General features: G+C 37.5%; 21 protein-coding genes. 2 read left to right on the top strand and 19 right to left on the bottom strand.

The window, feature by feature from the left end:
- Nucleotides 1-39: 39 nt before the first annotated feature.
- The 7 genes from dtd to FCI53_RS02705 all read right to left on the bottom strand — a co-directional run bounded on the left by dtd (nucleotide 40) and on the right by FCI53_RS02705 (nucleotide 9,665).
- Nucleotides 40-486 carry a D-aminoacyl-tRNA deacylase gene (gene dtd / locus FCI53_RS02735; RefSeq protein WP_138415601.1) on the bottom strand — a complete coding sequence of 149 codons (447 nt, stop codon included), beginning with the start codon at nucleotides 484-486 and terminating at the stop codon, nucleotides 40-42.
- Nucleotides 487-508: 22 nt separating this feature from the next.
- The gene (locus FCI53_RS02730) at nucleotides 509-2,713 is read right to left on the bottom strand and encodes a RelA/SpoT family protein (protein ID WP_138415599.1); all 2,205 of its coding nucleotides are present in this window, start codon (nucleotides 2,711-2,713) and stop codon (nucleotides 509-511) included.
- A 219-nt stretch (nucleotides 2,714-2,932) separates the two neighbouring features.
- A complete protein-coding gene (locus tag FCI53_RS02725) occupies nucleotides 2,933-3,445 on the bottom strand; it encodes an adenine phosphoribosyltransferase (RefSeq protein ID WP_138415597.1) in 513 nt (170 codons plus the stop codon).
- Entirely contained in the window at nucleotides 3,435-5,789 is a 2,355-nt protein-coding gene (recJ, locus tag FCI53_RS02720) for a single-stranded-DNA-specific exonuclease RecJ (protein WP_138415595.1), read from the bottom strand. Before recJ ends, FCI53_RS02725 begins: the two co-directional genes overlap by 11 nt.
- Before the next feature lie 53 nt (nucleotides 5,790-5,842).
- The gene (locus tag FCI53_RS02715) at nucleotides 5,843-6,187 is read right to left on the bottom strand and encodes a LapA family protein (protein ID WP_138415593.1); all 345 of its coding nucleotides are present in this window, start codon (nucleotides 6,185-6,187) and stop codon (nucleotides 5,843-5,845) included.
- 746 nt (nucleotides 6,188-6,933) lie between these two features.
- Nucleotides 6,934-9,186: a protein translocase subunit SecDF gene (gene secDF / locus FCI53_RS02710; RefSeq protein ID WP_138415591.1), complete on the bottom strand. Its 2,253-nt coding sequence runs from the start codon at nucleotides 9,184-9,186 to the stop codon at nucleotides 6,934-6,936.
- A 185-nt stretch (nucleotides 9,187-9,371) separates the two neighbouring features.
- Nucleotides 9,372-9,665: a post-transcriptional regulator gene (locus tag FCI53_RS02705; RefSeq protein ID WP_138415589.1), complete on the bottom strand. Its 294-nt coding sequence runs from the start codon at nucleotides 9,663-9,665 to the stop codon at nucleotides 9,372-9,374.
- Between the two features lie 124 nt (nucleotides 9,666-9,789).
- Between FCI53_RS02705 and spoVB the strand changes: the two genes are divergently transcribed.
- On the top strand, nucleotides 9,790-11,340 hold the full coding sequence (spoVB, locus tag FCI53_RS02700; protein WP_138415587.1) for a stage V sporulation protein B: 1,551 nt from the start codon (nucleotides 9,790-9,792) through the stop codon (nucleotides 11,338-11,340).
- A gap of 831 nt (nucleotides 11,341-12,171) precedes the next feature.
- Here spoVB and FCI53_RS02695 read toward each other — a convergent pair.
- On the bottom strand, nucleotides 12,172-12,843 hold the full coding sequence (locus FCI53_RS02695) for a DUF421 domain-containing protein (RefSeq protein WP_246049988.1): 672 nt from the start codon (nucleotides 12,841-12,843) through the stop codon (nucleotides 12,172-12,174).
- A 62-nt stretch (nucleotides 12,844-12,905) separates the two neighbouring features.
- Nucleotides 12,906-14,207: an ArsB/NhaD family transporter gene (locus tag FCI53_RS02690; RefSeq protein ID WP_138415584.1), complete on the bottom strand. Its 1,302-nt coding sequence runs from the start codon at nucleotides 14,205-14,207 to the stop codon at nucleotides 12,906-12,908.
- A 922-nt stretch (nucleotides 14,208-15,129) separates the two neighbouring features.
- Here FCI53_RS02690 and FCI53_RS02685 point away from each other — a divergent pair.
- Nucleotides 15,130-15,513: a TIGR04086 family membrane protein gene (locus FCI53_RS02685; protein ID WP_138415582.1), complete on the top strand. Its 384-nt coding sequence runs from the start codon at nucleotides 15,130-15,132 to the stop codon at nucleotides 15,511-15,513.
- Nucleotides 15,514-15,566: 53 nt separating this feature from the next.
- Here FCI53_RS02685 and yajC read toward each other — a convergent pair whose 3' ends face one another.
- The 10 genes from yajC to nadE all read right to left on the bottom strand — a co-directional run bounded on the left by yajC (nucleotide 15,567) and on the right by nadE (nucleotide 23,730).
- Nucleotides 15,567-15,830: a preprotein translocase subunit YajC gene (yajC, locus tag FCI53_RS02680; protein ID WP_138415580.1), complete on the bottom strand. Its 264-nt coding sequence runs from the start codon at nucleotides 15,828-15,830 to the stop codon at nucleotides 15,567-15,569.
- A gap of 25 nt (nucleotides 15,831-15,855) precedes the next feature.
- Nucleotides 15,856-16,995 (bottom strand): tRNA guanosine(34) transglycosylase Tgt, encoded by a 1,140-nt coding sequence (tgt, locus tag FCI53_RS02675; protein WP_138415927.1) that lies wholly within the window; start codon nucleotides 16,993-16,995, stop codon nucleotides 15,856-15,858.
- Nucleotides 16,996-17,030: 35 nt separating this feature from the next.
- Nucleotides 17,031-18,056: a tRNA preQ1(34) S-adenosylmethionine ribosyltransferase-isomerase QueA gene (gene queA / locus FCI53_RS02670; RefSeq protein WP_138415578.1), complete on the bottom strand. Its 1,026-nt coding sequence runs from the start codon at nucleotides 18,054-18,056 to the stop codon at nucleotides 17,031-17,033.
- 23 nt (nucleotides 18,057-18,079) lie between these two features.
- Nucleotides 18,080-18,280, bottom strand: a complete 201-nt coding sequence (locus FCI53_RS02665) for a DUF2905 domain-containing protein (RefSeq protein WP_138415576.1) — start codon at nucleotides 18,278-18,280, stop codon at nucleotides 18,080-18,082.
- A complete protein-coding gene (ruvB, locus tag FCI53_RS02660; protein ID WP_138415574.1) occupies nucleotides 18,277-19,278 on the bottom strand; it encodes a Holliday junction branch migration DNA helicase RuvB in 1,002 nt (333 codons plus the stop codon). The genes FCI53_RS02665 and ruvB overlap by 4 nt, the downstream gene beginning before the upstream one ends.
- An 18-nt stretch (nucleotides 19,279-19,296) precedes the next feature.
- Nucleotides 19,297-19,908, bottom strand: coding sequence for a Holliday junction branch migration protein RuvA (gene ruvA / locus FCI53_RS02655; protein ID WP_138415572.1), 612 nt, complete (start codon nucleotides 19,906-19,908; stop codon nucleotides 19,297-19,299).
- 487 nt (nucleotides 19,909-20,395) lie between these two features.
- The gene (locus FCI53_RS02650) at nucleotides 20,396-20,953 is read right to left on the bottom strand and encodes a BofC C-terminal domain-containing protein (RefSeq protein ID WP_138415570.1); all 558 of its coding nucleotides are present in this window, start codon (nucleotides 20,951-20,953) and stop codon (nucleotides 20,396-20,398) included.
- A 320-nt stretch (nucleotides 20,954-21,273) separates the two neighbouring features.
- On the bottom strand, nucleotides 21,274-22,023 hold the full coding sequence (locus FCI53_RS02645; protein WP_138415568.1) for a YebC/PmpR family DNA-binding transcriptional regulator: 750 nt from the start codon (nucleotides 22,021-22,023) through the stop codon (nucleotides 21,274-21,276).
- A 316-nt stretch (nucleotides 22,024-22,339) separates the two neighbouring features.
- A complete protein-coding gene (locus tag FCI53_RS02640; RefSeq protein WP_171038033.1) occupies nucleotides 22,340-22,918 on the bottom strand; it encodes a YhcN/YlaJ family sporulation lipoprotein in 579 nt (192 codons plus the stop codon).
- Between the two features lie 71 nt (nucleotides 22,919-22,989).
- Entirely contained in the window at nucleotides 22,990-23,730 is a 741-nt protein-coding gene (gene nadE, locus FCI53_RS02635) for an NAD(+) synthase (protein WP_138415564.1), read from the bottom strand.
- Nucleotides 23,731-23,744: the final 14 nt, after the last annotated feature.

Genomic DNA, 23,744 nt, shown 5'->3' with positions numbered 1-23,744 from the left:
GTTAACTTTAAATAAACCACTCTGATTTTATTTATACTTTTATCTATCCGAACTATCAATGATTAGTGTAACAGGACCGTCATTTGTCAAGTTAACATCCATCATTTCTCCAAATTGACCTGTTTCAACATGAACGCCTTGTTCGCTCACTAAACGATTAAATGTTTCATACAACGTTTTGGCAGGTTCCGGTTTCGCTGCTGCCATAAAATTTGGTCTTCTTCCCTTGCGACAATCACCATATAACGTGAATTGCGAAATCGACAACAAACTACCCGCCACGTCCTTTAGTGACAAGTTCATTTTTCCAGCGTCATCCTCAAAGATCCTTAAATTGATAATTTTATTAACTAAATAGTTGGCATCTTCTTCTGTATCTTCATGAGTAACACCAAGTAATATAACTAACCCTTTATCAATTTCACCAACGGTTTCACCTTCAACCGCTACACTTGCTTGTTTAGCTTTTTGAATTACAGCTTTCATTGTAAATATCCCCTTACCTGGTTTATTGCAGCATTCTTTTCACGGTATATACTTCGTGTATTTGTTTCAACCGTTCCACAATTTTACGCAAATGGTTAACATTATGAATTAGAATTGTGATGTGTATAAGTGCAATTTTGTTACGATCTGATTTGCCATTAACAGCAATGATATTGGTTTTCGTTTCATTGACAGCTTGTAAGACATCATTTAATAAGCCTTGACGATCATAACCGGAGATCTCTAAATCAACATGGTATTGTTTTGTCTGCGTATTCGTATTTTCCCATTCTACATTCATTTTTCGTTCTTGCGCATCGTCCGCTTTCATATTCGGACAATCTGCACGATGGACAGAAACCCCGCGACCTTTAGTAATATAACCAACAATTTCATCACCTGGCACAGGATTGCAACATTTCGATAATCGAACTAATAAATTATCGACCCCTTCTACACGTACGCCTGAATCTTTTCGGTTTACCTTTTTCGGTGTGAATTGTGTACTTTTTACGTCTTCTAATGTTTGTTCCAGCTCTTGACCTTTTTGTTGCTGTTTTCTGAGCTTCTCTGTTAACCTTGTTGCAATTTGCGCTGCTGTAATTCCTTGATAACCGACAGCCGCATACAGATCTTCTTCACTAGTAAAACTGAATTTTTCCATAATTCTTTCTATATTGTCCGTTGTTAATACGTCTTTTGGATCAAAACCAGTCGCTCGGACTTCTTTTTCAACTAATTCTTTCCCTTTGACGATATTTTCATCCCGTCGTTGTTTCTTAAAGAATTGCTTAATTTTATTTTTGGCCTGAGATGTTTGCGTGATTTTCAACCAATCTTGAGATGGTCCATAAGAATGTTTGGATGTCATTACTTCGACTATGTCACCTGTTTTCAGCTTGTAATCAAGTGATTCCATCTTCCCATTGACTCTTGCACCAATCGTTTGGTTCCCAACCTCTGTATGAATTTTATAGGCAAAATCTAATGGTACAGAACCTGCAGGTAATTCAATTACATCTCCTTTTGGTGTAAACACATAGACCATATCGGAGAATAAATCCACTTTGAGTGATTCCATAAATTCTTCTGCGTCATGTGTTTCTTGTTGCCATTCAAGAATTTCTCTAAACCATGTTAATTTCTCTTCTGAATTGCTATTGTATTGATCTAATTGTTTTCCTTCTTTATAAGCCCAATGGGCAGCAACCCCATATTCAGCAATATCATGCATTTCTTGTGTTCTAATTTGAACTTCTAATGGAGCTCCTTTTGGTCCAATCACAGTAGTATGCAAGGACTGATATAGGTTTGGTTTAGGCATCGCGATATAATCCTTAAACCTTCCTGGCATAGGCTTCCAACATGTATGAATAATACCTAACACAGCATAACAATCTTTAATACTATCCACGATAATACGAACAGCTAATAGGTCATATATCTCATTAAACTGTTTATTTTGCAATACCATTTTTCTATAAATGCTATAAAGATGTTTGGGCCGTCCAGAAAAGTCAGCTTTGATGTTCACCTCTTGCAACTGTTTCTGCACTTCTCCCATGACTTCATCGATATAATACTCTCGCTCGGCTCTTTTTTGCTTCATCAAATGAACAATACGATAATATTGTTGCGGATTTAAATAACGTAAAGCCGTATCTTCCAACTCCCACTTTATGGTTGAAATCCCTAATCGATGAGCTAATGGTGAAAAGATTTCTAATGTTTCATTGGAGATCCTCCGTTGCTTTTCTGGAGGTAAATGCTTAAGCGTTCGCATGTTATGAAGCCTGTCCGCTAATTTAATCAAAATCACGCGTAAATCCTTCGCCATGGCGATGAACATTTTTCGATGATTTTCCGCTTGTTGTTCTTGTTTGGATTTATATTTTATTTTCCCTAATTTGGTAACGCCATCCACCAACATGGCTACTTCATGATTAAACTCATGTTCCAGCTGTTCCACCGTCACCTCTGTGTCTTCTACGACATCATGCAAGAATCCACCAGCAATGGTTTCTGGATCTAATTCAAGATGCACTAAGATGCCTGCCACTTGAATTGGGTGAATGATATAGGGTTCCCCCGACTTTCGGAACTGATCCTTATGGGCCTCTTCTGCATATTGATAAGCATGACTAATAAAATCAAGATCTTTCTTTGACAAGTAATGAGCGGCCTGCTTGATCACATCTTCTGCTGTCAAAATATTTTCTTTCGACATCTAATCACCTTTGTCCCTTTTACTACTGCTCATTTACAAATGATCAGTTTTTTTCATTATAAGTGTTTTTCACCAATTTTTATAGTAAAGAAGTTTCATATTGTTATTATGTTATTATACAGTATCAATAAAATATAGCCAGATGTAAAGTAAAACATACCTTTCCAAATGGTATGCATGTAAGAAGGAGTACTCTTTAGATGAGCACTCCTTTTCCCATTAATATTGCATTAAAGTTAAGACATCATAGCCTTCTAGCTTTTCTCTACCATTTAAATAGGTTAATTCGATTAGAAATGCACAACCAACGACAATTCCACCTAATTGTTCAACAAGCTTGATGGTAGCCTCAATCGTTCCACCTGTTGCTAGTAAATCGTCTGTAATCAACACGCGCTGACCAGGTTTAATCGCATCTTTATGAATCGTCAGTACATTTTCACCGTATTCTAAACCATAGTCTACTTTAATGACTTCTCGTGGTAGTTTTCCTTCTTTTCTTACTGGAGCGAAGCCTATTTCCAATGCATAGGAAACAGGACATCCAACAATAAAACCTCTTGCCTCAGGTCCTACAACGATATCGATATCCCGTTGTTTGGAGTAGGCAACAATTTCATCAACAGCAGAACGGAAAGCTTTGCCATTATCCATTAATGTAGTAATATCTTTAAATTGAACGCCTTGTTTAGGCCAATCTTCTACAACTGTAACATACTTTTTATAATCCATGAATTACTTCCTCCTTAGGCAATCCAACTTGTTGCATTTGTTCTGTATACCAGGCTTTTAATTCTTGGTAAGTTGAATAATAAAGGATTGCCTCAATTTCCATTTGTTTTAATTTTGTTTGATAAATTGGAGCTTCTTGTAAATCCTTTTTAGCTGGATTGGAACTTGGGTAAATGCAAGTATTATCCATTGTTACAAATCCCAATTCATAAAATACTTGTGCCATAAATTTGATTTTACCAGGTTTCCATCCTTTATGTTTAGCTAACTGTTGGATTTCACTTGAAAGATCAAATTTCTTTCGCTTCAATACCATTGCATAAAACCATTTAAAGTCTTCCCTTGTTGGAATCGAATTGAAAAATTGACCTTCTGCCAAACGATAACATGCATATATTTTTTCAGGTTTGTGAGCTTGTAATACATCTATCAAGTGATCTAATGATGTTGGTAAATCCAATATAACTAATGTTTTTGTTTCACTATCCTCGATCATTGTCCTATTGTCCCTAGTATATTCCAATAAAGGAATTCCATTAGGTAGAACTGTGTTATCGTTCAAGGCTTGAAAATGGATAGCCAATGTATTCTCTACTTGTTCCACCGGAAAACTTTTATGCCAATGTCTTGACCCACGATGATCAAACAATTGCCAATCATTGACCGCTAAATCTTTAAGCATTAACTGGATTTTTTTCTTTCCATTCCATTCATTGATTCCTAATTCGCCAACTGCATCAAATGTAGACTGAGGGGACAGGTAATCGTAAAGACCTCCCATACCAAAACCTATACAATCTAGTGATGATCCATCTTGATGGAAGTTTAGTTTTAAATGATTCTTTTGACTGCCAATTTGACGTACTTCTGATGGAACTGCCTGTACATGGAAGAGTGGTTTAGGATTCCCCATTCCAAATGGAGCTAGCTGCTGAATTTCTTGAATCATTGTCAAGTCTAATTCATTCACCTCAACAGTAGCATCAATTGTTAACTCTTGTTTATAATCTTCCTCTGTAAGTTGCGACGCGGCAGCTTGGTTTAGCTTCATTCGCAATAAGTCAATATTTTCTTCTGTTAATGTCATACCTGCAGCCTGTGCATGTCCACCAAAGTGGATGAACGTATCACGGAACTCCATACAATTACTAAAAAGATCAAAGGCTGGAATACTTCTAGCGGAACCTTTGGCTTGTTGTTTTTCCGGTTGAATCGTGAGGACGATTGCTGGTCGATCATAAGTACGAACAAGTTTGGAAGCAACAATTCCTAACACACCTTGATTCCAACCTTCTTTCGCTACTACGATTACATGATCATTACTACCAGTATCGTCTTCCTCCACCATCGCTTCCGCTTCTTTGGCAATGTCCGCAACAATTTTCTGTCTTTCTTGGTTCAATTGCTGAATCATTTGCGCTAGTTCGGTTGCTTCCTCAGGGTCTTCTGTTAAAAGCAACTCCACAGCAGCAGATGCGTCTTGTAGTCGTCCTACCGCATTGATTCTAGGACCTATTTGAAAACCAATATGTTCTTCTGTAACAGACCCTTCAATATTACATAGTTTCCTTAATGCTTTAATTCCTGGTCGCTTTGAATTGGAAATAGCTTGTAAACCATGAGAAGCAAGTACTCTATTCTCGTCCAATAACGGTACTAGGTCAGCAATAGTACCAATAACGACTAGATCTAATAATTGACTAGGAAAATAGCCTAATAAATGTTGTGCTAATTTAAATGCAACGCCTACCCCTGCTAACTCCTTAAATGGATAGTTTTCCGAGCATTTTGGATGGACAATTGCATAAGCATTAGGTAAGGTTTCTTGTACTTCGTGGTGATCCGTTATAATCAAATCTATTCCTAATTGTTTGGCAACCTCTGCCTCATGGACGGCGGCAATACCTGTATCAACTGTAATAATGACTTGATATCCTTGTTTATAGGCTTCTGTAAACGCTTGTTCATTTGGACCGTATCCTTCTGTGAAACGGTTAGGGATATAATAGTCACAAATAGCCCCAACCTCCCTTAGTGCTTCTACCATTACGGTTGTTGAACTCACGCCATCCGCATCATAATCTCCAAATACGAGAATACTTTCACCTTGTTCAATGGCTTGTAAAATCCTCTGACACGCTTTATCAATATCCTTTAGAAGTGAAGGGGCATGTAACTGTTCCAGTTGAGGTTTTAAAAACAACTCTGCTTTCTCGGGCGTATTTATACCTCTTTGCAACAACAAGCGTTCTGTTTGTGTGGACAAAGAAAGTCGTTTCAAACCTTCATTCTGTTCAATCCGTTCTGTATATGTAAATTTCCAGTTCGCTTGACTTTTTAACATAATTTCACCCCTGACTCACTTATTATACTAGAGTCAATCAGGGGTAGCAAATACTATTTTTTGTTAGTTTCTCCCTCGAATTGTTCAGTGTCTGGTAACTCTTCGTTCACCGTGATTAATTCTGTTTCGACTGGTTCACTGTCTAATTGTTCCTCTAATTGTTGGTTCTTGGTTCTTAGGGAACGATTTTCCCGTTGAAGTCGAATTAAACGAACGACACCTACCGAAGCAGTTATGATCCCCCCCATTAAAACAGAGATTAAAATCACCAGAATTAACGGCCAGCTACCAGTTCCAAATAAATAATTCACTTCAACAGGTTCCACATTGATCACAGCAAATATTGCAATAATTATCGCAAAAACAAGGGCTAAAATCGTATAGGTTTGTCCTTTCAATGCTCATCTCTCCTTCATCAAGCTTTAGTAATAATGTATAAGATCCTACTTGTTCATCCTAGGTGTATGTTTCCCCAGATTGTTTGTAAAAAAACAAAGGTTGGTTCATTCGTTTTTGTTCGGGGGTGATAGAAACTCCGATGTGCTTATTTTCTCGCTCATTCTTTGTCCAAATGAGTGGTAGTATAGCGGTGCGGAAATACACTACACTTTCCTTGGGCGGCTGATGAGCCTCCTCACTCGTCCACAGCACGAGAGGTCTCACCTAGGCCTTTTCCTCCCGCAGGATATCTCCATGTATTTCCGCTCTTGTTATGTGCATCGTAATTTTATAGCTTATTGCTAATTATACGTGCAAAAATCCCTCTTCTCATGTATAACAATGCACTCAGATTCAGTTATTGCTATAAGTATAAGTATTTTATCTGACGTAAATCAGAACAGCATCAACAGCGTAGGAGAATACGGAGACTTCTCGAAAATAAAGCCCAATTTTCTTCGTCCAATGTATCGCTAACGAAGCATTCCTTGTCCTATGGGAACAGCGCGAGCCGAAGCTCCATTTGGTAAAGGGATTTTCTTTACCAAGGATTTTAACTAAGGTCTTGCCAATGGAAAGCTGAGTATCCGTAGCGATTATATAATACCTAATTCAAATTCGGAGTTTATATTTCTTGTGACAAAAAGGGACTGTTACCCTTTCATTAAACTTGAAAGGACAACAGACCCTTTTTCACTACGCTAGTTTAAACTTGCGGTCCATCCATTTGTTTCTTTTCTTCGTAAACAATCGGTTTTTCTTTTATTTTCTTGCCACGCCATACTAACCATATTTGTGCAGCAATAAATAAGGACGAATAAGTACCTGCTAGCAACCCGACGACAAGGGCGAATGCAAAGGTAGTAATCGCTGATGCACCAAATACTAGTAAGCAGACGGCCGCTAAGACAGTACTGATCGTTGTGTTAATACTTCTTCGTAATGTTTGCATTAAACTTTTATTAACAATTTTAGCTAATTCAGCGAAGTTTTTCACACGTTTCCTCTGTTTTAAGTTTTCTCTAATCCTATCAAATGTCACAATCGTATCGTTAACCGAGTAACCAACAATTGTCAGAATCGCCGCAATGACGGTAACACTAAATTCTAACCTTGTAATACTAAACAATGCAAGGATAAAGAATGCATCATGTAACAGCGCAATGATGGCTGTCATTGCAAAATAGAACTCAAAACGAATGGTGACGTAAATAATAATAAAAATCGATGCATATAAAACAGAAAGTGCAGCATTTTTAGCTAATTCTTGGGCGATCACAGGTGAAACCGTACTAACATTAGGATTTTGACCATATTCATCATTAAAATAGGTTCGAACTTCTGTGACCGTATCTTGACTTAGTTCTTTATCAAATCTAGCCACTGCTCGGTCATTATTATCACCTGATAGCACGATATTTTCAGGTGTTAGCTTTAATGATTCGAAATCTTCCTCAATTTGTTCAGCGGTTAGACTGTTTTCAGCTCCAATTTCGACACGGGAACCATCAGTAAAATCAATTCCTAAATTCAATTGGAATATTCCTAAAAATAGAACACCTGCAGTTACTAACACAATCGCAATCGTAAAGAATTTTTTACGATGGCTGACAAAATCAAACTGACGACCAAACACCTTTGGTTCAACTTCTGTAGGATCTGCAATATCTTTAATATCTTGTTGCTTCACACCAAACCAACCTGGACGTTTGTTTAGGATTTTACTTTTGACCCAAAGTGATAGGAACAATCTTGAGCCAAATACGGCTGTGACAAAACTTAACACAATACTAATGATTAACATGGTCGCAAACCCTTTGACAGAGCTTGTACCAAAGATAAACAAGACTGCAGCTGCAATCATAGTGGTTATATTGGCATCTAAAATGGTTGACAGTGAATTTTTATTCCCTGCTTTAAAGGCTGCCATCACGGACTTCCCTTGCTTGAGTTCCTCTTTAATCCGTTCATAGGTGATAATATTGGCATCAACCGCCATACCAACCCCTAATACTAACGCCGCAATACCTGGTAATGTTAAGACACCATTGATTAACTCAAATACTAATAAAATCAAGTAAATATAGATGGCTAACGTAATAGTTGCAATAATACCAGGGAATCGATAAGCTGCAATGATATAAATGAAAATCAATGCAATACCAATAAAACCTGCTAATATGGTTTTATCTAATGCTTGTTCACCAAATTGAGCACTGACAGAAGTAGAATACATCTCCGTCAGATTAACCGGTAATGAACCTGCATTTAGAATATCAGCTAAATTTTGAGCTGAATCAACGGTGAAATTCCCTCTGATTTCAATATTAGGTGTATCAAGTACTTCGTCAAATGTTGGTGCTGATATGAATTTAGGATTCTCTTTCAATCTTTCCTCTTCGAATGAATCCCCTTCTTCATAATCCATCCAAATAACTAACTGATTTTGGATGTCTTTGTTCATAATTTCTCGTGTGACATCACCAAACATGGATGAATCTTTAAATTGCAAGGTAACAACCGGTTCATTCGTTGTTGCATTAAAATTTTGTTGGGCAGTCCCTTCTTTAATATCTGAACCATCCATATATTCCACATCATTGACATCACGGAATGATAAGCGAGCAGATGTCGACATTAATTCTCTTGCTTCTGTTTGATCACTAATCCCAGCCAATTGGACTCGAATTCGATCATCACCTTCAATGTCAAAATTCGGCTCACTAACTCCTAACACATCGACACGTTTACGCAATGCTTCGGTGGTTGCTTCTAACACATCTGTTGTTAATTCTTGATCTTCATCGACTGTTTCTACTTCGTATAAAATTTCAAAGCCACCTTGAAGATCAAGGCCTAAGTTAATATCTTTCGTAATTCCTGTAATCGTTGTTCCAATCATTCCAGCAAAGACTAGTACGATTAGAAAAAAGGCAACGATTCTGCCTCGTTTCGCCATGTTGTCTTGCGCCTCCTAATCTCTATCTACCTACCATTACATCATTATGTACATACGTAATAAAGCTATAGTCAACTAATTTATTATATACATATCGTAGACCGAGCAAAAAATTTTTATTACAAAAAAGAACCTAAAAACATTATAGAAACATTTAATTGTGAGGTCAATCTATTTCAGCACGCTTAGTCGTCTTCTGTTTCCGTCAGTGCGGCAATGGATGCTAGCAAGTCGTCATCTTGATAAGCTTGAACGGTTAAATAACTCATATAAATATTCGAACTCAAATGGAAAATGTCCTCAACAATTTCAAATAACCGTTTGTTTGGATCCCCGTGCCACACTTTTTTCACCAAGCAATTCCATATATCATCAGACGTAGCTCTAGAATATCCTAGTAATTTAAATTCATCCACCTTACTTTCTAATATTGGTGTCATTTCATTTTTCCACTCACTTACTGGTTTTTCTATCGCCATTGTATTATCCCCCTTAGCAGTTCAATCATTATTTTTTTGAAAGCTTGTCATGCTTGGCCAATGTTCGTGCATATACATTCATTGTATATTACTTTTAAATATTTGAGAAGGCAGGTCGGTCTAGATGGCCAAGCAAACTTTTTTGCAAGGAGCATTAATTTTAATTGTAGCTAGCATGGTGACACGTTTTTTAGGTTTCGTCAATCGGATAATTGTTGCTCGGCTGATGGGTGAAGAAGGTGTCGGCCTTTATATGATGGCACTCCCAACACTTTTTTTAGTCTATACATTGACTCAAATTGGACTACCGATCGCAATCTCAAAACGAGTAGCGGAAGCAGAAGCACATGGGGATCTCCGTAAAATTAAAAGAATACTTATTATCTCTTTGGCAATAACTGGAACACTCAGTGTCGTTTTCACAATTGGGATGATTTTAGTTGCCCCAATTGTTGCGCAACATTTTCTAACTGATGAACGAGTGTTATATCCATTGCTTGCCATTACACCAATGGTCCCGATTAGTGCAATTTCATCTGTACTTCGGGGATATTTCCAAGGTAGACAAAATATGAAACCGCAAAGCTATGCACAAGTTATTGAACAGGTTGTGCGAATTTCTTGTGTCGCTTTTCTCGTCAAATTACTTCTTCCATACGGGGTGGAATTCGCTGCTGCAGGTGCGATGATTTCTGTGATTATCGGTGAGCTATGCTCTCTATTATTTATGTTGCATATGTTTAAAATTAAGAAACGACTAAAATTAAGAAGTAAAGTTTTTCAGTATTTACAAAATAGTAAAAATACGTTTAGAGAACTAATGCAAATTGCACTGCCTGGCACAGGAAGTAAGTTAGTTGGTTCCTTTTCTAATTTTCTCGAACCTATACTTGTTTCACAGAGTCTCGCAATTGCTGGCGTGCAAACCGCCGTTGCAACCAAGCAATACGGTGAATTAACTGGGTTTGCGTTCCCATTATTGTTTCTACCAACATTCATTACGCATTCATTAGCAGTAGCATTAGTCCCTAACATTAGTGAAGCAGATGCAAAAAATAATAAAAAGCTAATTCATTATCGGATTCATCAAGCAATCCGAATTTCGTTTGCGTCTGGCGCTATTGCTACGATCGCCTTAACACTATTTTCTGCTCCAATTCTTTCGTTTATGTATGGGACAAGTAATGCAAGTCGATTCTTAGTCTTAATGGCTCCTTTTTTCCTATTGTTGTATGTCCAGTATCCACTAAACGCAACACTGCAGGCATTAAATTATGCCAAAGTTGCAATGTGGAATAGTATTATTAGTACAGGGGTTAAGTTCATTGTCCTAATAGTACTGGCAACGAATGAAAACTTTGGGATCATGGGGGTTGCCATCGCCATGGTTGTCGGCGTTGTCTTAGGGACATTATTACATTTAGGTGCTTTAATAAAGGTCATTTCTCTAAAATTGCCGTGGCTTGATTTTGTTAAAATGGGGCTCTTGTTAGTCAGCACGTTCTGGGTCGGAAACTATTTAAAAGGGATCTTTCCAGGATATGAAACCAGTTTACCACTATTCATTAGCTTGCTAACATGTCTAGTATTGATTTATGTTGTCCTTTTATTTGTATTCCGATTTATCACCAAGGAAGAACTTCAACAAGTGCCGTTTATTAATCGAATTTTGTAAATGACGTTCTAATTAGTATAGTAAAGGCTCGGATATTTGGTATCCGAGCCTTTTTAGGTTAAAAGTGGTTCAAGTAATGGTATTTTTGAATATGATACAGACATTTATTCCGCTATCTCCATTCTGTTACGCTTTTAAGCCAAAAACGCTTCTTGGTTCATTAACGGATCAGATGTCCGCCCAACTTTCCTAATAGAAATGCTGTTTTCTAAAAGATGGTTACTTATGACGCAAAAGCTATATTATGCGCATTAGCTTTTACTGTCCTTTTAAGTTGAAAGCTATTAGATCGCTACGGAAATACACTACGCTTTCCGGTGGAAACTGGTGAGCCTCGTTGGGACTTAGGAGTCTCCTCCGCTGATTGTGCGCATTGAACTTTTATTAGGGTTGGTTATTTTTATTAATTAATACTGTTTTCTCTAATCTCTGAAATGATTATGAATATACACTTATCACTAATCAGTAAGCTACAACAGTGGAGGCAGAAGACGGAGACTCCTCGAAAATAAAGTACAATTTTCTTCGTGCGATGTATCGCTTCCGAAGCCTTCCTTGTCCTATGGGAACAGCACGAGCCGAAGATCCACTTGGTAAAGTGGTTTTCTTTACCAAGTTAGCTGAGGCCGTGCCCATGGAAAGCGTAGTTTTCTGCCGGAACGGCTGTTTTTTTCACTTATTACAAATCAGAATGTTACAAAGTAATTTCGAGTTTAGATATTGCGCATAATATAGCTTATGTTAAGGAGTGAGTAACAACAATCATTATAAAAAGAGTCAATAGAAATTACTTTTTTCATCCTTCCCTATACTAAACGAACTGGGACCACTCTATTTTTTTTCATCTTTCTTATCAATAAACCATTGATTCTTACTATCTAACGAACAAAATGAAATCTCTTTTACCGAGGGATACCCTTTATGTTTTAATTGCGCTAGTAACCAGTCTTCTGATTTATTAATGTTTTGCAAGGAACCTTTTTGTACTCTTCCGTCAATAACTAAAGGCACCACGTAACCGTCTGGAGAGATTGCATTATCACCACTAGATGACTTTTCAAATATAGATAATTTACCAGATGATTCAAGAATGGCAAATTCAACATCTTGTATGCTTTTCGTACCATTTTCTCTTAGTTGTTGCATTAAATCGTTGAAATTGTAACGTTGTTTCCTCATTTCATGTTCATCTATTTTTCCACGTGAAATAATGACAGAAGGCTTCCCTTCAAACCAATCGCGAAACACTCGGTTTTTCAAGGAAAGCCACGCCGTGAATTTTTGTATAAGTAATAAGGTCACCATTGGAATGATGGCATGCAAAATTTTATTATTTGTGTCTTCTATTGTAAACACCGCCATTTCAGCAACCATGATAAACACAACAATATCTAGAAGGCTTAATTCTCCGATTTCCCGTTTGCCCATTAAGCGGAAGATAATCACAATAACTGCATAAGTTAAAATCGTTCGAAAAATAATTGTCCCAACTTCCAAATCCAAGCCAGTCACTTCCTTCACAAGATACTATTTGTTATTATGACCACTGTGAAGGGGACTATGCTTTATAAAGTTTGTTGAAAAGGAAGTAAATAACGTAAATAAATATAAATTGTTGCAACAATTAAAGAAACGAGCACAAGTGGAATCCCATATAATAAAAACTTAATAAATGGGATCCGTTGATTCGCACCCTCCGCTAAGCCAGCAACAACGACATTTGCTGAAGCACCAATTAGTGTTCCATTTCCACCCAAACAGGCTCCTAATGCCAACGCCCACCATAACGGATCTAAATTTGCCATTCCATAGGCTTGAAATTCTTGAATAACCGGAATCATCGCGGCTACAAATGGAATATTATCAACGATTCCAGAAAAAATACCAGATGTCCATAAGATTAATAAAGCTGTATATGTCAAGTCACCTTGCGTTAACCACATAATCCCTCTTGCTAATTCATCGATCACACCAACTTTTTCAAGACCTCCAACAAGCATAAACAAACCGATAAAGAAAAATAATGTGACCCATTCCACATCTTCAAATACCCGCTCTGTTCCTGCTTCGTTTTCTGTTAATAATAATAGTAATAACGCTCCACAGGCAGCGACTGTTGTTAATTCTACATGGACAATTGGATGCAATAAAAAGCCTAAAATGGTTAAAGTTAACACTGTGATGGATTGGTATAGCATCGGTGTTCGTTTCAGATACGTATCAGCTTGCATTTCCATTAAACCATGTACAAAATTTTTGTCCTTAATGGCGAGTTGATTCCGAAATAAAAATACAACTGCTAGAATCATAATGATAAATAGGAGTATGGCAACTGGTGCCATATGGATAATAAAGGAAAGAAAAGATAAATGGTCGACAGCTTGCCCTATCATAATATTTGGTGGATCACCGATTAAGGTCGCCGTCCCCCCTATATTTGCACTAAAAACAATCGTTAATAAATATGGAAAGGAAGGCAGTTTTAATAGTTTAGTTAACGTTAAAATAATTGGCACAAATAATAGAACGGTCGTGACATTATCAAGCAAGGCTGATCCAATAGCTGTCAATACCGCTGCACCAACCAAAAGAGGAACAGGCTCTCCCTTTACTTTTTGTGCAAAGCTGATTGCAATAAATTCAAATAACCCTGTTTTCTTAGTAATCGAGACAAGAACCATCATTGAAAATAATAAAGTGACCGTATTCCAATCTATGTAATTCGTATAGGCATCTTTCCATTGATAGATTCCAGTTAATAAAAGCAAGATCCCTCCACTTAGTGCAACCAACGCACGATTAATTTTTTCAGTCATGATAAAAATATAACTAACTATAAAAATAATAACAGCAATGGTAGCAGACATACCTTGTCCCCTTCCCTCGTAATAACTTGTCTACTTTATACATATGCAACCATCCATTTATAAAGTCTGGCTTATATTAGATTATTCCTTTTGTCACATAAGCTGTATTATACGACATAACTTTATTTTCACCTGTACTTTATAGGATGTGTACTAAACTAACGCTACGGAAATACACTACGCTTTCCACGGGCGGCTGATGAGCCTCCTCACTCGTCCCTCGCTGCGGGGTCTCACCTAGGCCTTTCCTCCCGTAGGAGTCTCCGTGTATTTCCTCCGCTTCTTGAGTGCATTGTATTTTGTGTTATTTTTACTTTATCTAAATAAGCATATTATTAATAAAGCTTTTTTAAGCTTTATACACATAACTAAAGCGTTTCAGAACAACGTATAAGCTTTTTGCTCATGGCCGAGAACGACATAAATTGTTTACTTTCACGCCAAACACTACTATTAATGAGAATTGTGATACCAGCGAAGGCAGAATACGGAGACTCCTCGAATATAAAAATCAATTTTCTTCGTGCGATGTATCGCTACCGTAGCCTTCCTTGTCCTATGGGAACAGCACGAGCCGAAGATCCACTTGGTAAAGGGACGTAGGCTAAGGTCGTCACGTCCTGTGACAACACCTGCGTGACCAACATCCTGTTGGCCTGAGGCCGTGCCCATGGAGAGCGGAGTATTCTGCCGTAGCGATGGCATAACACTTATTTTAATCAGAAAAAAGAAAAATACGAAGGTTATGTTACATAATATAGCTTATGTGTAGTACTTAGCATTAAAACGAAAAATTAGCTTTGACAAAAACAAAGTCAACCACTCTATAAATATATTCAGTAATGGACAAAATATTTTATTCTATTTTGGACAGACAGGGAATAAGCTAGTTACAAATGGACAAACAAGGGAGGAGAACTATATGGCGAAGTCACGTTTTACCGCTCTTTTATATGGATGGATTGCCGTATTAGCTATTATGTTAGTTACCAGTTTTATCCTTTCATTATTACTACGTTTCACTTCACTAGGAACTTCTGCTTTAAATGGCTCAACGATTGTAATTAGTTTACTTGCCTTATTTATAGGTGGACTCATTGCTGGACTTAAAGGAAAAGAAAATGGCTGGATTCTTGGTGCTGGGACTGGAATAGGTTTTACCCTTTTCGTTTTATTGTATCAATATTTAGGTTATAACACTGGGTTATCAACTACTCAAATCATTTATCATGCCGGTTTTTTGATCGCAGCACTTGTTGGTGGAATGGTTGGGGTTAACCTTAGCTCGAATGAAACAACAAATTAAAAAAGACAAAAATAAAAGGATTGACCTTGTAGGGGTCAATCCTTTTATTTTGATTAATCTTGATTCACTACTTCTCGTACAGCGGAACGGTCGTATGTAAGTTTAGTTCCATCATCAACGATTAGTACAAGCGTGTTTTCATCAATTGCATGCACTTTTGCATGTAAACCACCAATGGTAATGACCTTATCTCCCTTTTGTAAGTCCGCTTGCATTTGACGCACTTGCTTTTGTTTCTTTTGCTGTGGACGGATCAATAGGAAATAGAAGATTACAAACATTAAAATAATAGGTAATAAGCTTACTAATGTTTCCATCTATTTTCACTCCTTTCCCTTTATTTTAGAAGTTTTTAGCATTCGGTTTATTGAAACCGTATTGTTCAAAGAATTCTTCTCTGAAATCGCCAAGACGATCTTCTCTAATCGCTTCGCGTACTTGCTTCATTAATTTTAACAGAAAATAAAGGTTATGATAAGTAGTTAATCTAAATCCGAACGTTTCATTTGCTTTTACTAAGTGTCGAATGTACGCTCTTGAGTAATTACGACACGTATGGCAATCACAATTTGGATCGATCGGACTAAAGTCACGGGCATATTTTGCGTTTCGAGCTACCAATCGTCCGTTTGATGTCATACATGTACCATTTCTTGCAATTCGAGTTGGCAACACACAATCAAACATATCAATTCCTCTAATTGCCCCATCGATTAATGAATCAGGTGAACCAACCCCCATTAAATAGCGGGCTTTATTATCCGGTAATAATGGAGTTGTAAAATCCAACACGTTATTCATAACATCTTTCGGCTCCCCAACTGACAATCCACCGACAGCATAACCAGCGAAGTCCATTGACGTTAAATCTTTGGCACTTTGTCTACGCAAATCTTCATATTCTCCACCTTGGACAATTCCAAATAACCCTTGCACATCTTTTCGACCATGCGCTTCTAAACAGCGCTCAGCCCACCTGCTTGTCCGTTCGACAGATGCTTTCATATATTTATGGTCTGCAGGATATGGCGGACATTCGTCAAAGGCCATCATTATGTCAGACCCAAGTGCGTTTTGAATGTGCATCGCTTTTTCTGGTGATAGGAACAGTTTTTCACCACTAATATGGTTTCTAAAGTGAACACCCTCTTCTTCGATTTGTCTCAGATCACTTAAACTGAACACTTGAAACCCACCTGAATCGGTTAGGATCGATCCATCCCAATTCATAAACGAATGAAGTCCCCCAGCTTCTTGGACAATATCTTCTCCGGGACGAAGCCATAGGTGATACGTATTAGATAAAATAATATTTGCTCCCATTTCTTCCAACTCTTCGGGGCTCATTGTCTTCACGGTAGCCAATGTTCCCACAGGCATAAAGATTGGGGTTTCAAATGAACCGTGTGGTGTATGTACTTTCCCTAAACGAGCACCGGTTTGTTTACATGTTTTTATTAATTCATAGGTGATTGGTGGCATAGATTCCATACCTTTCTTCCGTAATTTTTATTATTTTACAAAATCAACATTGCGTCTCCAAAACTAAAAAAACGATATCTTTCTTCAATTGCTTTTTTGTACGCCTCTAACACAAATGACCGTCCTGCAAAAGCACTAACTAACATAATAAGCGTTGATTTAGGTAAATGAAAATTCGTAATCAGGCCATCGATAGCTTTGAATTCATATGGTGGATAAATAAAAATATCTGTCCAACCACTTGTTTGCGCAAACACATCATGGTCCCTTGCAATTGTTTCTAATGTTCGCGTAGACGTCGTTCCAACTGAAATAATGCGACCATTTTCTTGTTTAATTCGGTTAAGTTGATCCGCTGTCTCTTGGGACATATGATAAAATTCCGCATGCATATCATGGTCTTCAATTGAATCCACACTAACAGGACGGAATGTACCTAAACCGACATGAAGGGTAATAAAAGCGATTTCTACACCTTTTTGCTTGATTTCCTCTAACAATTGTTCAGTAAAATGAAGGCCAGCAGTTGGTGCTGCGGCAGATCCTTCTTCTTTCGCATATACCGTTTGGTACCTTTCTCGATCATCTAGCTGTTCTTTTATGTAAGGTGGCAACGGCATTTCTCCAAGATCCTCTAACACTTCAAGAAAAATCCCTTGATAATCAAATCGTAAAATTCGTCCTCCATGCTCTTTTTCTTCCAAACATGTCGCGGTTAGTTTACCTTCACCAAATGAAATAACCGTCCCTTGTTTCACCTTTTTCGCTGGTTTCACGAGTACTTCCCACTGGTCATCATCTTGTTGATGAAGCAACAACACTTCTACTTTTCCACCCGTATCTTGTTTACTTCCATACAACCTTGCTGGTAATACGCGTGTATCATTTAAGACAAGACAGTCTCCAGGCCGAAAATAATCAATCACATCCGAAAATTGTTTATGATCAATTGTTTGTTGATCACGATTCATTACTAATAAGCGTGATGATGTTCGATCCTTCAATGGCGTTTGTGCAATTAATTCTTCAGGTAAATGAAAATCAAAATCGTTTATATCCATAACTACTATCTCCTACCTTTTTATTAGCGAAACCTTCCAATCAAATAAAAAATCAGCGATAAAATGATACTTACCACAATCGAAGTCATGATTGGAAAGTGAAACGAAACATTTCCCTTCTTAAAACTAATATCACCTGGTAACTTACCAACTATTCCCCAAATAAGCCCAATAATGATAAAAACGACTCCTATAACAATAAAGATTTTTCCTATTCCAGTCAAGCTTCTGGCACCTCTCTATGAAAGTGTTCATACGCTTTCCGTGTTACTAGTCTTCCCCTTGGTGTCCGTTGAATAAACCCCATTTGTAATAAGAAAGGTTCATAGACATCCTCAATCGTTTGTGATTCCTCACCAATGGTAGCAGCAATCGTATCCAATCCAACAGGTCCACCACTAAAACCATCCATGATACCCAACAATAATTTGTGGTCAATATGGTCCAAGCCAGCCGGGTCTACTTGTAACATTTCGAGCGCTTCTTGCGTGGTTTCAATTGAAATTTCATTTTCCCCTTTCACTTGCGATATGTCACGCACTCGTTTTAGTAAACGATTGGCGATCCTTGGCGTCCCTCTGGATCTCCGCGCAATTTCGGTTGCGGCATCTTTATGAATCGAAACATTAAAAATCTCAGAGGTTCGTTCCACAATATTACATAAATCTTTTGTTTCATAAAATTCTAATCGACTAAGAACACCGAAGCGATCACGTAACGGAGCGGTTAATAGTCCTGCACGTGTTGTTGCCCCTACTAACGTAAAAGGTGGTAAGTCCAACCGAACAGACCTCGCACTTGAACCTTGCCCAATCACAATATCTAAGCAAAAGTCCTCCATTGCTGGATATAAAATTTCCTCCACAGACCTTGGCAGACGGTGAATTTCATCAATAAATAACACATCGCCTGCTTCTAATGAAGACAGTATCGCGGCCAAGTCACCAGCACGTTCGATTGCAGGACCTGCTGTTGTTCGAAACTGCACTCCCATCTCATTTGCGATAATCGAAGCTAACGTCGTTTTACCTAATCCCGGTGGTCCATAAAGTAATACATGGTCTAACGGTTCATCCCGTAATTTTGCCGCTTCGATAAAAATACTTAGATTTTGTTTTGCTTTATGCTGACCAATATATTGTTTCAACGTGGTAGGACGTAAACTCAGTTCGATCGTTTCATCTTCTTGTTGTAATTCACTTGATATCATTCGATCTTCCACCACTGCATCCCTCCCTTTTTATTTTTGCATCATGAGCGCTAAGCCTTTTCGAATATATTCATCAACATTTGTATGTTCTTCTTGTTTCAATGTTGGTGTAATGGCTTTTATTTCTTTATCAGAGTAGCCTAAAGCTTTCATCGCTTCAAATGCTTCCTCAAGTGCCTTCTTCGTTTCAGGAGATCCTATCGCACCTGTTTGTTCTGTTTCTGTTGGGACCTGTGCCAATTCTACAGGTAGTTTTCCTTTCAAATCCAAAATCATTTGACGTGCTGTTTTCTTTCCAACACCAGGAAAACTCGTCAAAAATTTCTCGTCTTCTGTTTCAATCGCAGTAGCAAAGTCATTTGCCCCTGCCGAAGATAAGATCGCTAATGCACCTTTAGGACCAATCCCTGACACATTTAACAATTTAGAAAATAATTGTTTATCTTCTGTTTTTTTAAATCCATATAACACTTGGGTATCCTCGCGAACATAATGATACGTATGGATGCTTACTTGTTTTCCTAGATCCTCTTCAAATGCAAATGGATTGGCACAAAAAATTTCATACCCTACTCCATTCGCCTCTACAATTACCGCCGTTTCGTTTACTGTTGCTAAAATTCCTTTTATATATGCTATCATTTGCTTTTTCTCTCCCTTAACGACATCCTCATGATTATCATTTTACCATACAAGCGTATGTTCGCATAATTTTATTAACTTAACGACGTATGTATCTTCTTCCTTCTCTTCTTCTAATTCTTTAAGTACGATCAGCTGAGTTGACAGCCACTTGTCCACCTAGTTGACCAAGGCAACTGACTTGACGACGTTAATGTCAACTGAATGGATCTAGTCAAATAACGTCAACTAGATATACAGATTTCAGATAAACTCAGTTTATCTAGTTATATACCTCTATAATCTTATCAATTCAACGTGCTGGTGTTGTAGGAAAAACAATTTGTTGATCATCAGTTATTTTCCAACAAATTTTCGACAATGTTGATATGTCACATTATCTGCAAGACTAGGAACATAGCTTAGGAAAAAGCAACTTTGACAACAATAATCATAAGTGAGGTCGTAAAAAAACGTACCTAATTCCCTTAGGTACGCTTACTTGTTGTTAGCCATTCACTGATTCTGTTGGTGCCATGTCTCGATATGCTTCTAACACAGTCTGATATACTTCTTTTGACTCAATTTTTATCCCATCTTGCAATTGTTTTTCCTGGAATGTTTCTAATTCGCTCGTTTCAATTTGATAGAATGACTGTATTGCTTGTTGCTCACCTGGCTTTCCATCGAATATTGTTAAAATATTGTCGTCAAGACCAAAGTAACCATTTTCCTTAAGATATGGAGAAATATCAGAAATCTGCTTACGGAAAACTACCTCTCCTTCTTGTTGATTCACCAATTGCCAATCTTCATAATATGCCCAAAAATCTTGCATGGAAGCAATCGTTTCCTCTCGTGTTTCCTCGACCACTTCACCGTCCATATATCTTTTTTGCAACGTTACCTCTACCTCTAATGGATCGCGTTTCGAGCTCTTCTCCTTATTAGTACCTTCATCACCTGTATTTATATCATTGTCGTCTGCCTGCACGATACCACCAATCATAGATCCTACGACAACTAAGATTGCTGATAAAACAATTAAAAAAAGATGTTGTTTCATTTTATTCACCCCATTTTGAAATTCACTTTAAACAATAATCAAAATAACGCCTATTAAAAGTTTGACCAAAAATAACAGGATTATCCATAAGCTACATAAAAAAATTGTCTAAAATGAATAAAGACTTGGGGGGAAGTGATTCGTAAGCACATACAAACAGTGTCTAGGTATTTCATATGATTCAGTGGTGTCGTAGCAACAACCATCTTACTGAAACGTGATCCACAGACAATACAAAGTAAACTTCAATCAGAGGGGTTACTACCAGTATGATCCGGGATAAAAACAATAAGCAGTTCCTTATAAGGAACTGCTTATCATTATAATTGCTCTAATACCTCTTCATCTGCATCTAGATTATGATATACATCCTGTACGTCTTCATTATCCTCAAGCATATCAATTAGTTTCATCATTTTCTTCACATCATTTTCTTCTAGTGGAGAATATGTTTGAGGTACCATTGTAATTTCTGCTGTATCTAGGGACACCCCATTATCACGTAATTGGTCTCTTACCTCTGTAAAATTATCTGGATCAGTATAAATCTCATAACTATCTTCGGTTGTTTCCATTTCATCTGCACCCGCTTCGATTACCTCAAGCATCAAATCATCTTCATCAAGTTCTGTTGCATCTTTATTGATGACAATGTAACCTTTGCGATCAAACATAAACGCCACACAACCGTTTTCCCCTAAATTTCCACCATTTTTATTAAATGCATAGCGTAGTTCTGACGCGATCCTATTTTTGTTATCAGTCAGTACTTGCACCATAACGGCTACCCCACCAGGACCGTATCCTTCATATGTTAATTCTTCATAATTGACTCCATCTAAGTCCCCTGTTGCCTTTTTAATTGCTCGATCGATATTATCATTAGGCATATTGTTTGATTTTGCTTTATCAATCGCAAGTCGCAACGAAGGGTTCATGTCTGGATCTCCGCCACCTTCCTTCGCGGCAACGAAAATCTCTTTTGCTAAGCGCATGAATATTTTACCGCGTTTTGCATCCTGTGCGTTTTTGCGTCGTTGAATATTCTTCCATTTAGAATGACCAGCCATCGGACATTCTCCTCTCTAAGCTTACTTTTTTTCATTTTTATTCCTTTTTTACTATATCATAAAAAAAACCTATGGTTAAGTAGTGTACTAGTATGTATGATGCTTATAGTCGATTAAATAAAATAAAGTAATGATTCAATCAGTGAGGTTTTTCTATCCTCCCCCACTGATTGTTAGTAACGCAAAGAGGGAGACTGACAGGCCTTGACCAACTTACCATCTTTGGTTTTATCGTAAATTGAAGCGGGGACCTTACTACCAGTTGCTGAACGATAAAAATCCTTTGTTACAAGAACAAAGGATTACATACAAAAAATTATCGGTTGTTATTACTAAATTCATTAATAATATCACGCGCATGTTTAGGATCTTCTGCGTCTTGCAGTCGTGCATCTAAGTCTCTCATCTTGTTCCAGAAGATACCATCCGATTCAACAATCACTTTTTTATCTGGATACATCTGCTTAATTCTAGTGTGAATATCACTAAGAATGCTCTCCGTATCGACGGAATATTCTTTTTGATTTAACATTGGCGAAATATAAACGGTGTCGTCTGAAACAAGTGCTTGTGTGACATCTACTTCGTCAAATTTATTCACTTCTTCCATTACTTTTATAGTGTCTTCATTATAAAATCCTTCCGTATATCTTGAACTTTCCTTATCAGGGTCCCCCATACCTGTTAAATAACCATCTAATGCCTGGTCACGACTTTTGGCATGACTATATTCTTGGTCATCGTTCGGCTGATCTGATTGCTCACTACCCTTGTGATAAGACATATTTCTAGTTTCCTCTATATTTTCAGGTTGAGTTTGATTTTCTTCTGTGTTGCAACCAAATTGTACAGCACAGACAAGCATTACCATACAGTACATGACGAATTTTTTCATAAAAAAACCTCCCTTACCCATTAGCGTGGTTAAGGAAAGTTTTTTTAATCAATAAAATATAGGTAAATAAGTTAAAATTTGTCTGGGGAACTGGCAATTTCTCGCTTGTGTTGAGAAGTTCGATGCATCCTTTCAATAATTTCTTTATCTTGATCGGGAATGGATTCACCTTTTAAGTAGCGATCAATCATTTCATAACTTGTTCCCATTTCATTTTCATCGGTCTGCCCTTCCCATAAACCTGCACTTGGTTGTTTATAAATGATCTCATCAGGTACTCCGAGGTATTTCGCCATTTCTTTTACTTCACCTTTGGTTTGATGAACTAATGGCACAATATCGACACCACCATCTCCATATTTTGTGAAATATCCCGTATACCATTCGGCAGCATTATCGGTACCAACCACTAAATATTGATAATTAGCTGCTAGAGTATAAAGTGTGCTCATACGTAATCGTGCACGTAAATTTGCATCTGCTAATTGCTGTTGGTCTTGATGAAGTTCATCTTTATTATTTAATTGCGTTTGTATCGTTGAAAACAAGGTTTGATGTGTTTCGGTTAAATCAACCGTCATTGAATCGATGCCAGCTTGATCTATGACTATTTGCGCATGCTCCATGTCTTCTGGATTACTTTTACATGGAAGAATAACACCAAGTGAATGATCCGGAACTGCTCGTTTAATTAAATTCACGACAACAGCAGAATCAATCCCACCACTTACACCAACAATTAAACCTTTTACACCTGTTTCTTTAACTTTTGCTTGTAACCAAGCTACAAGTCTTTCTACTTTTTCCTGCATTTTCCAAATCCCCT

It is taken from the genome of Aquibacillus sediminis (assembly GCF_005870085.1).
Classification (GTDB): Bacteria; Bacillota; Bacilli; order Bacillales; family Amphibacillaceae; genus Aquibacillus_E; species Aquibacillus_E sediminis.
This window is presented reverse-complemented; position numbering and strand designations above follow the sequence as displayed.

Excerpts from the sequence above, each read along its gene's own strand:
- secDF (WP_138415591.1), bottom strand. The coding sequence starts at position 9,186 with ATGGCGAAACGAGGCAGAATCGTTGCCTTTTTTCTAATCGTACTAGTC.
- FCI53_RS02690 (WP_138415584.1), bottom strand. The coding sequence starts at position 14,207 with ATGTCTGCTACCATTGCTGTTATTATTTTTATAGTTAGTTATATTTTT.
- nadE (WP_138415564.1), bottom strand. The coding sequence starts at position 23,730 with ATGCAGGAAAAAGTAGAAAGACTTGTAGCTTGGTTACAAGCAAAAGTT.
- dtd (WP_138415601.1), bottom strand. The coding sequence starts at position 486 with ATGAAAGCTGTAATTCAAAAAGCTAAACAAGCAAGTGTAGCGGTTGAA.
- tgt (WP_138415927.1), bottom strand. The coding sequence starts at position 16,995 with ATGCCACCAATCACCTATGAATTAATAAAAACATGTAAACAAACCGGT.
- recJ (WP_138415595.1), bottom strand. The coding sequence starts at position 5,789 with ATGTTAAAAAGTCAAGCGAACTGGAAATTTACATATACAGAACGGATT.
- FCI53_RS02730 (WP_138415599.1), bottom strand. The coding sequence starts at position 2,713 with ATGTCGAAAGAAAATATTTTGACAGCAGAAGATGTGATCAAGCAGGCC.
- FCI53_RS02650 (WP_138415570.1), bottom strand. The coding sequence starts at position 20,953 with ATGAAACAACATCTTTTTTTAATTGTTTTATCAGCAATCTTAGTTGTC.
- yajC (WP_138415580.1), bottom strand. The coding sequence starts at position 15,830 with ATGGAAACATTAGTAAGCTTATTACCTATTATTTTAATGTTTGTAATC.
- FCI53_RS02705 (WP_138415589.1), bottom strand. The coding sequence starts at position 9,665 with ATGGCGATAGAAAAACCAGTAAGTGAGTGGAAAAATGAAATGACACCA.
- spoVB (WP_138415587.1), top strand. The coding sequence starts at position 9,790 with ATGGCCAAGCAAACTTTTTTGCAAGGAGCATTAATTTTAATTGTAGCT.
- FCI53_RS02685 (WP_138415582.1), top strand. The coding sequence starts at position 15,130 with ATGGCGAAGTCACGTTTTACCGCTCTTTTATATGGATGGATTGCCGTA.
- queA (WP_138415578.1), bottom strand. The coding sequence starts at position 18,056 with ATGGATATAAACGATTTTGATTTTCATTTACCTGAAGAATTAATTGCA.
- FCI53_RS02645 (WP_138415568.1), bottom strand. The coding sequence starts at position 22,023 with ATGGCTGGTCATTCTAAATGGAAGAATATTCAACGACGCAAAAACGCA.
- FCI53_RS02640 (WP_171038033.1), bottom strand. The coding sequence starts at position 22,918 with ATGAAAAAATTCGTCATGTACTGTATGGTAATGCTTGTCTGTGCTGTA.
- FCI53_RS02725 (WP_138415597.1), bottom strand. The coding sequence starts at position 3,445 with ATGGATTATAAAAAGTATGTTACAGTTGTAGAAGATTGGCCTAAACAA.
- ruvA (WP_138415572.1), bottom strand. The coding sequence starts at position 19,908 with ATGATAGCATATATAAAAGGAATTTTAGCAACAGTAAACGAAACGGCG.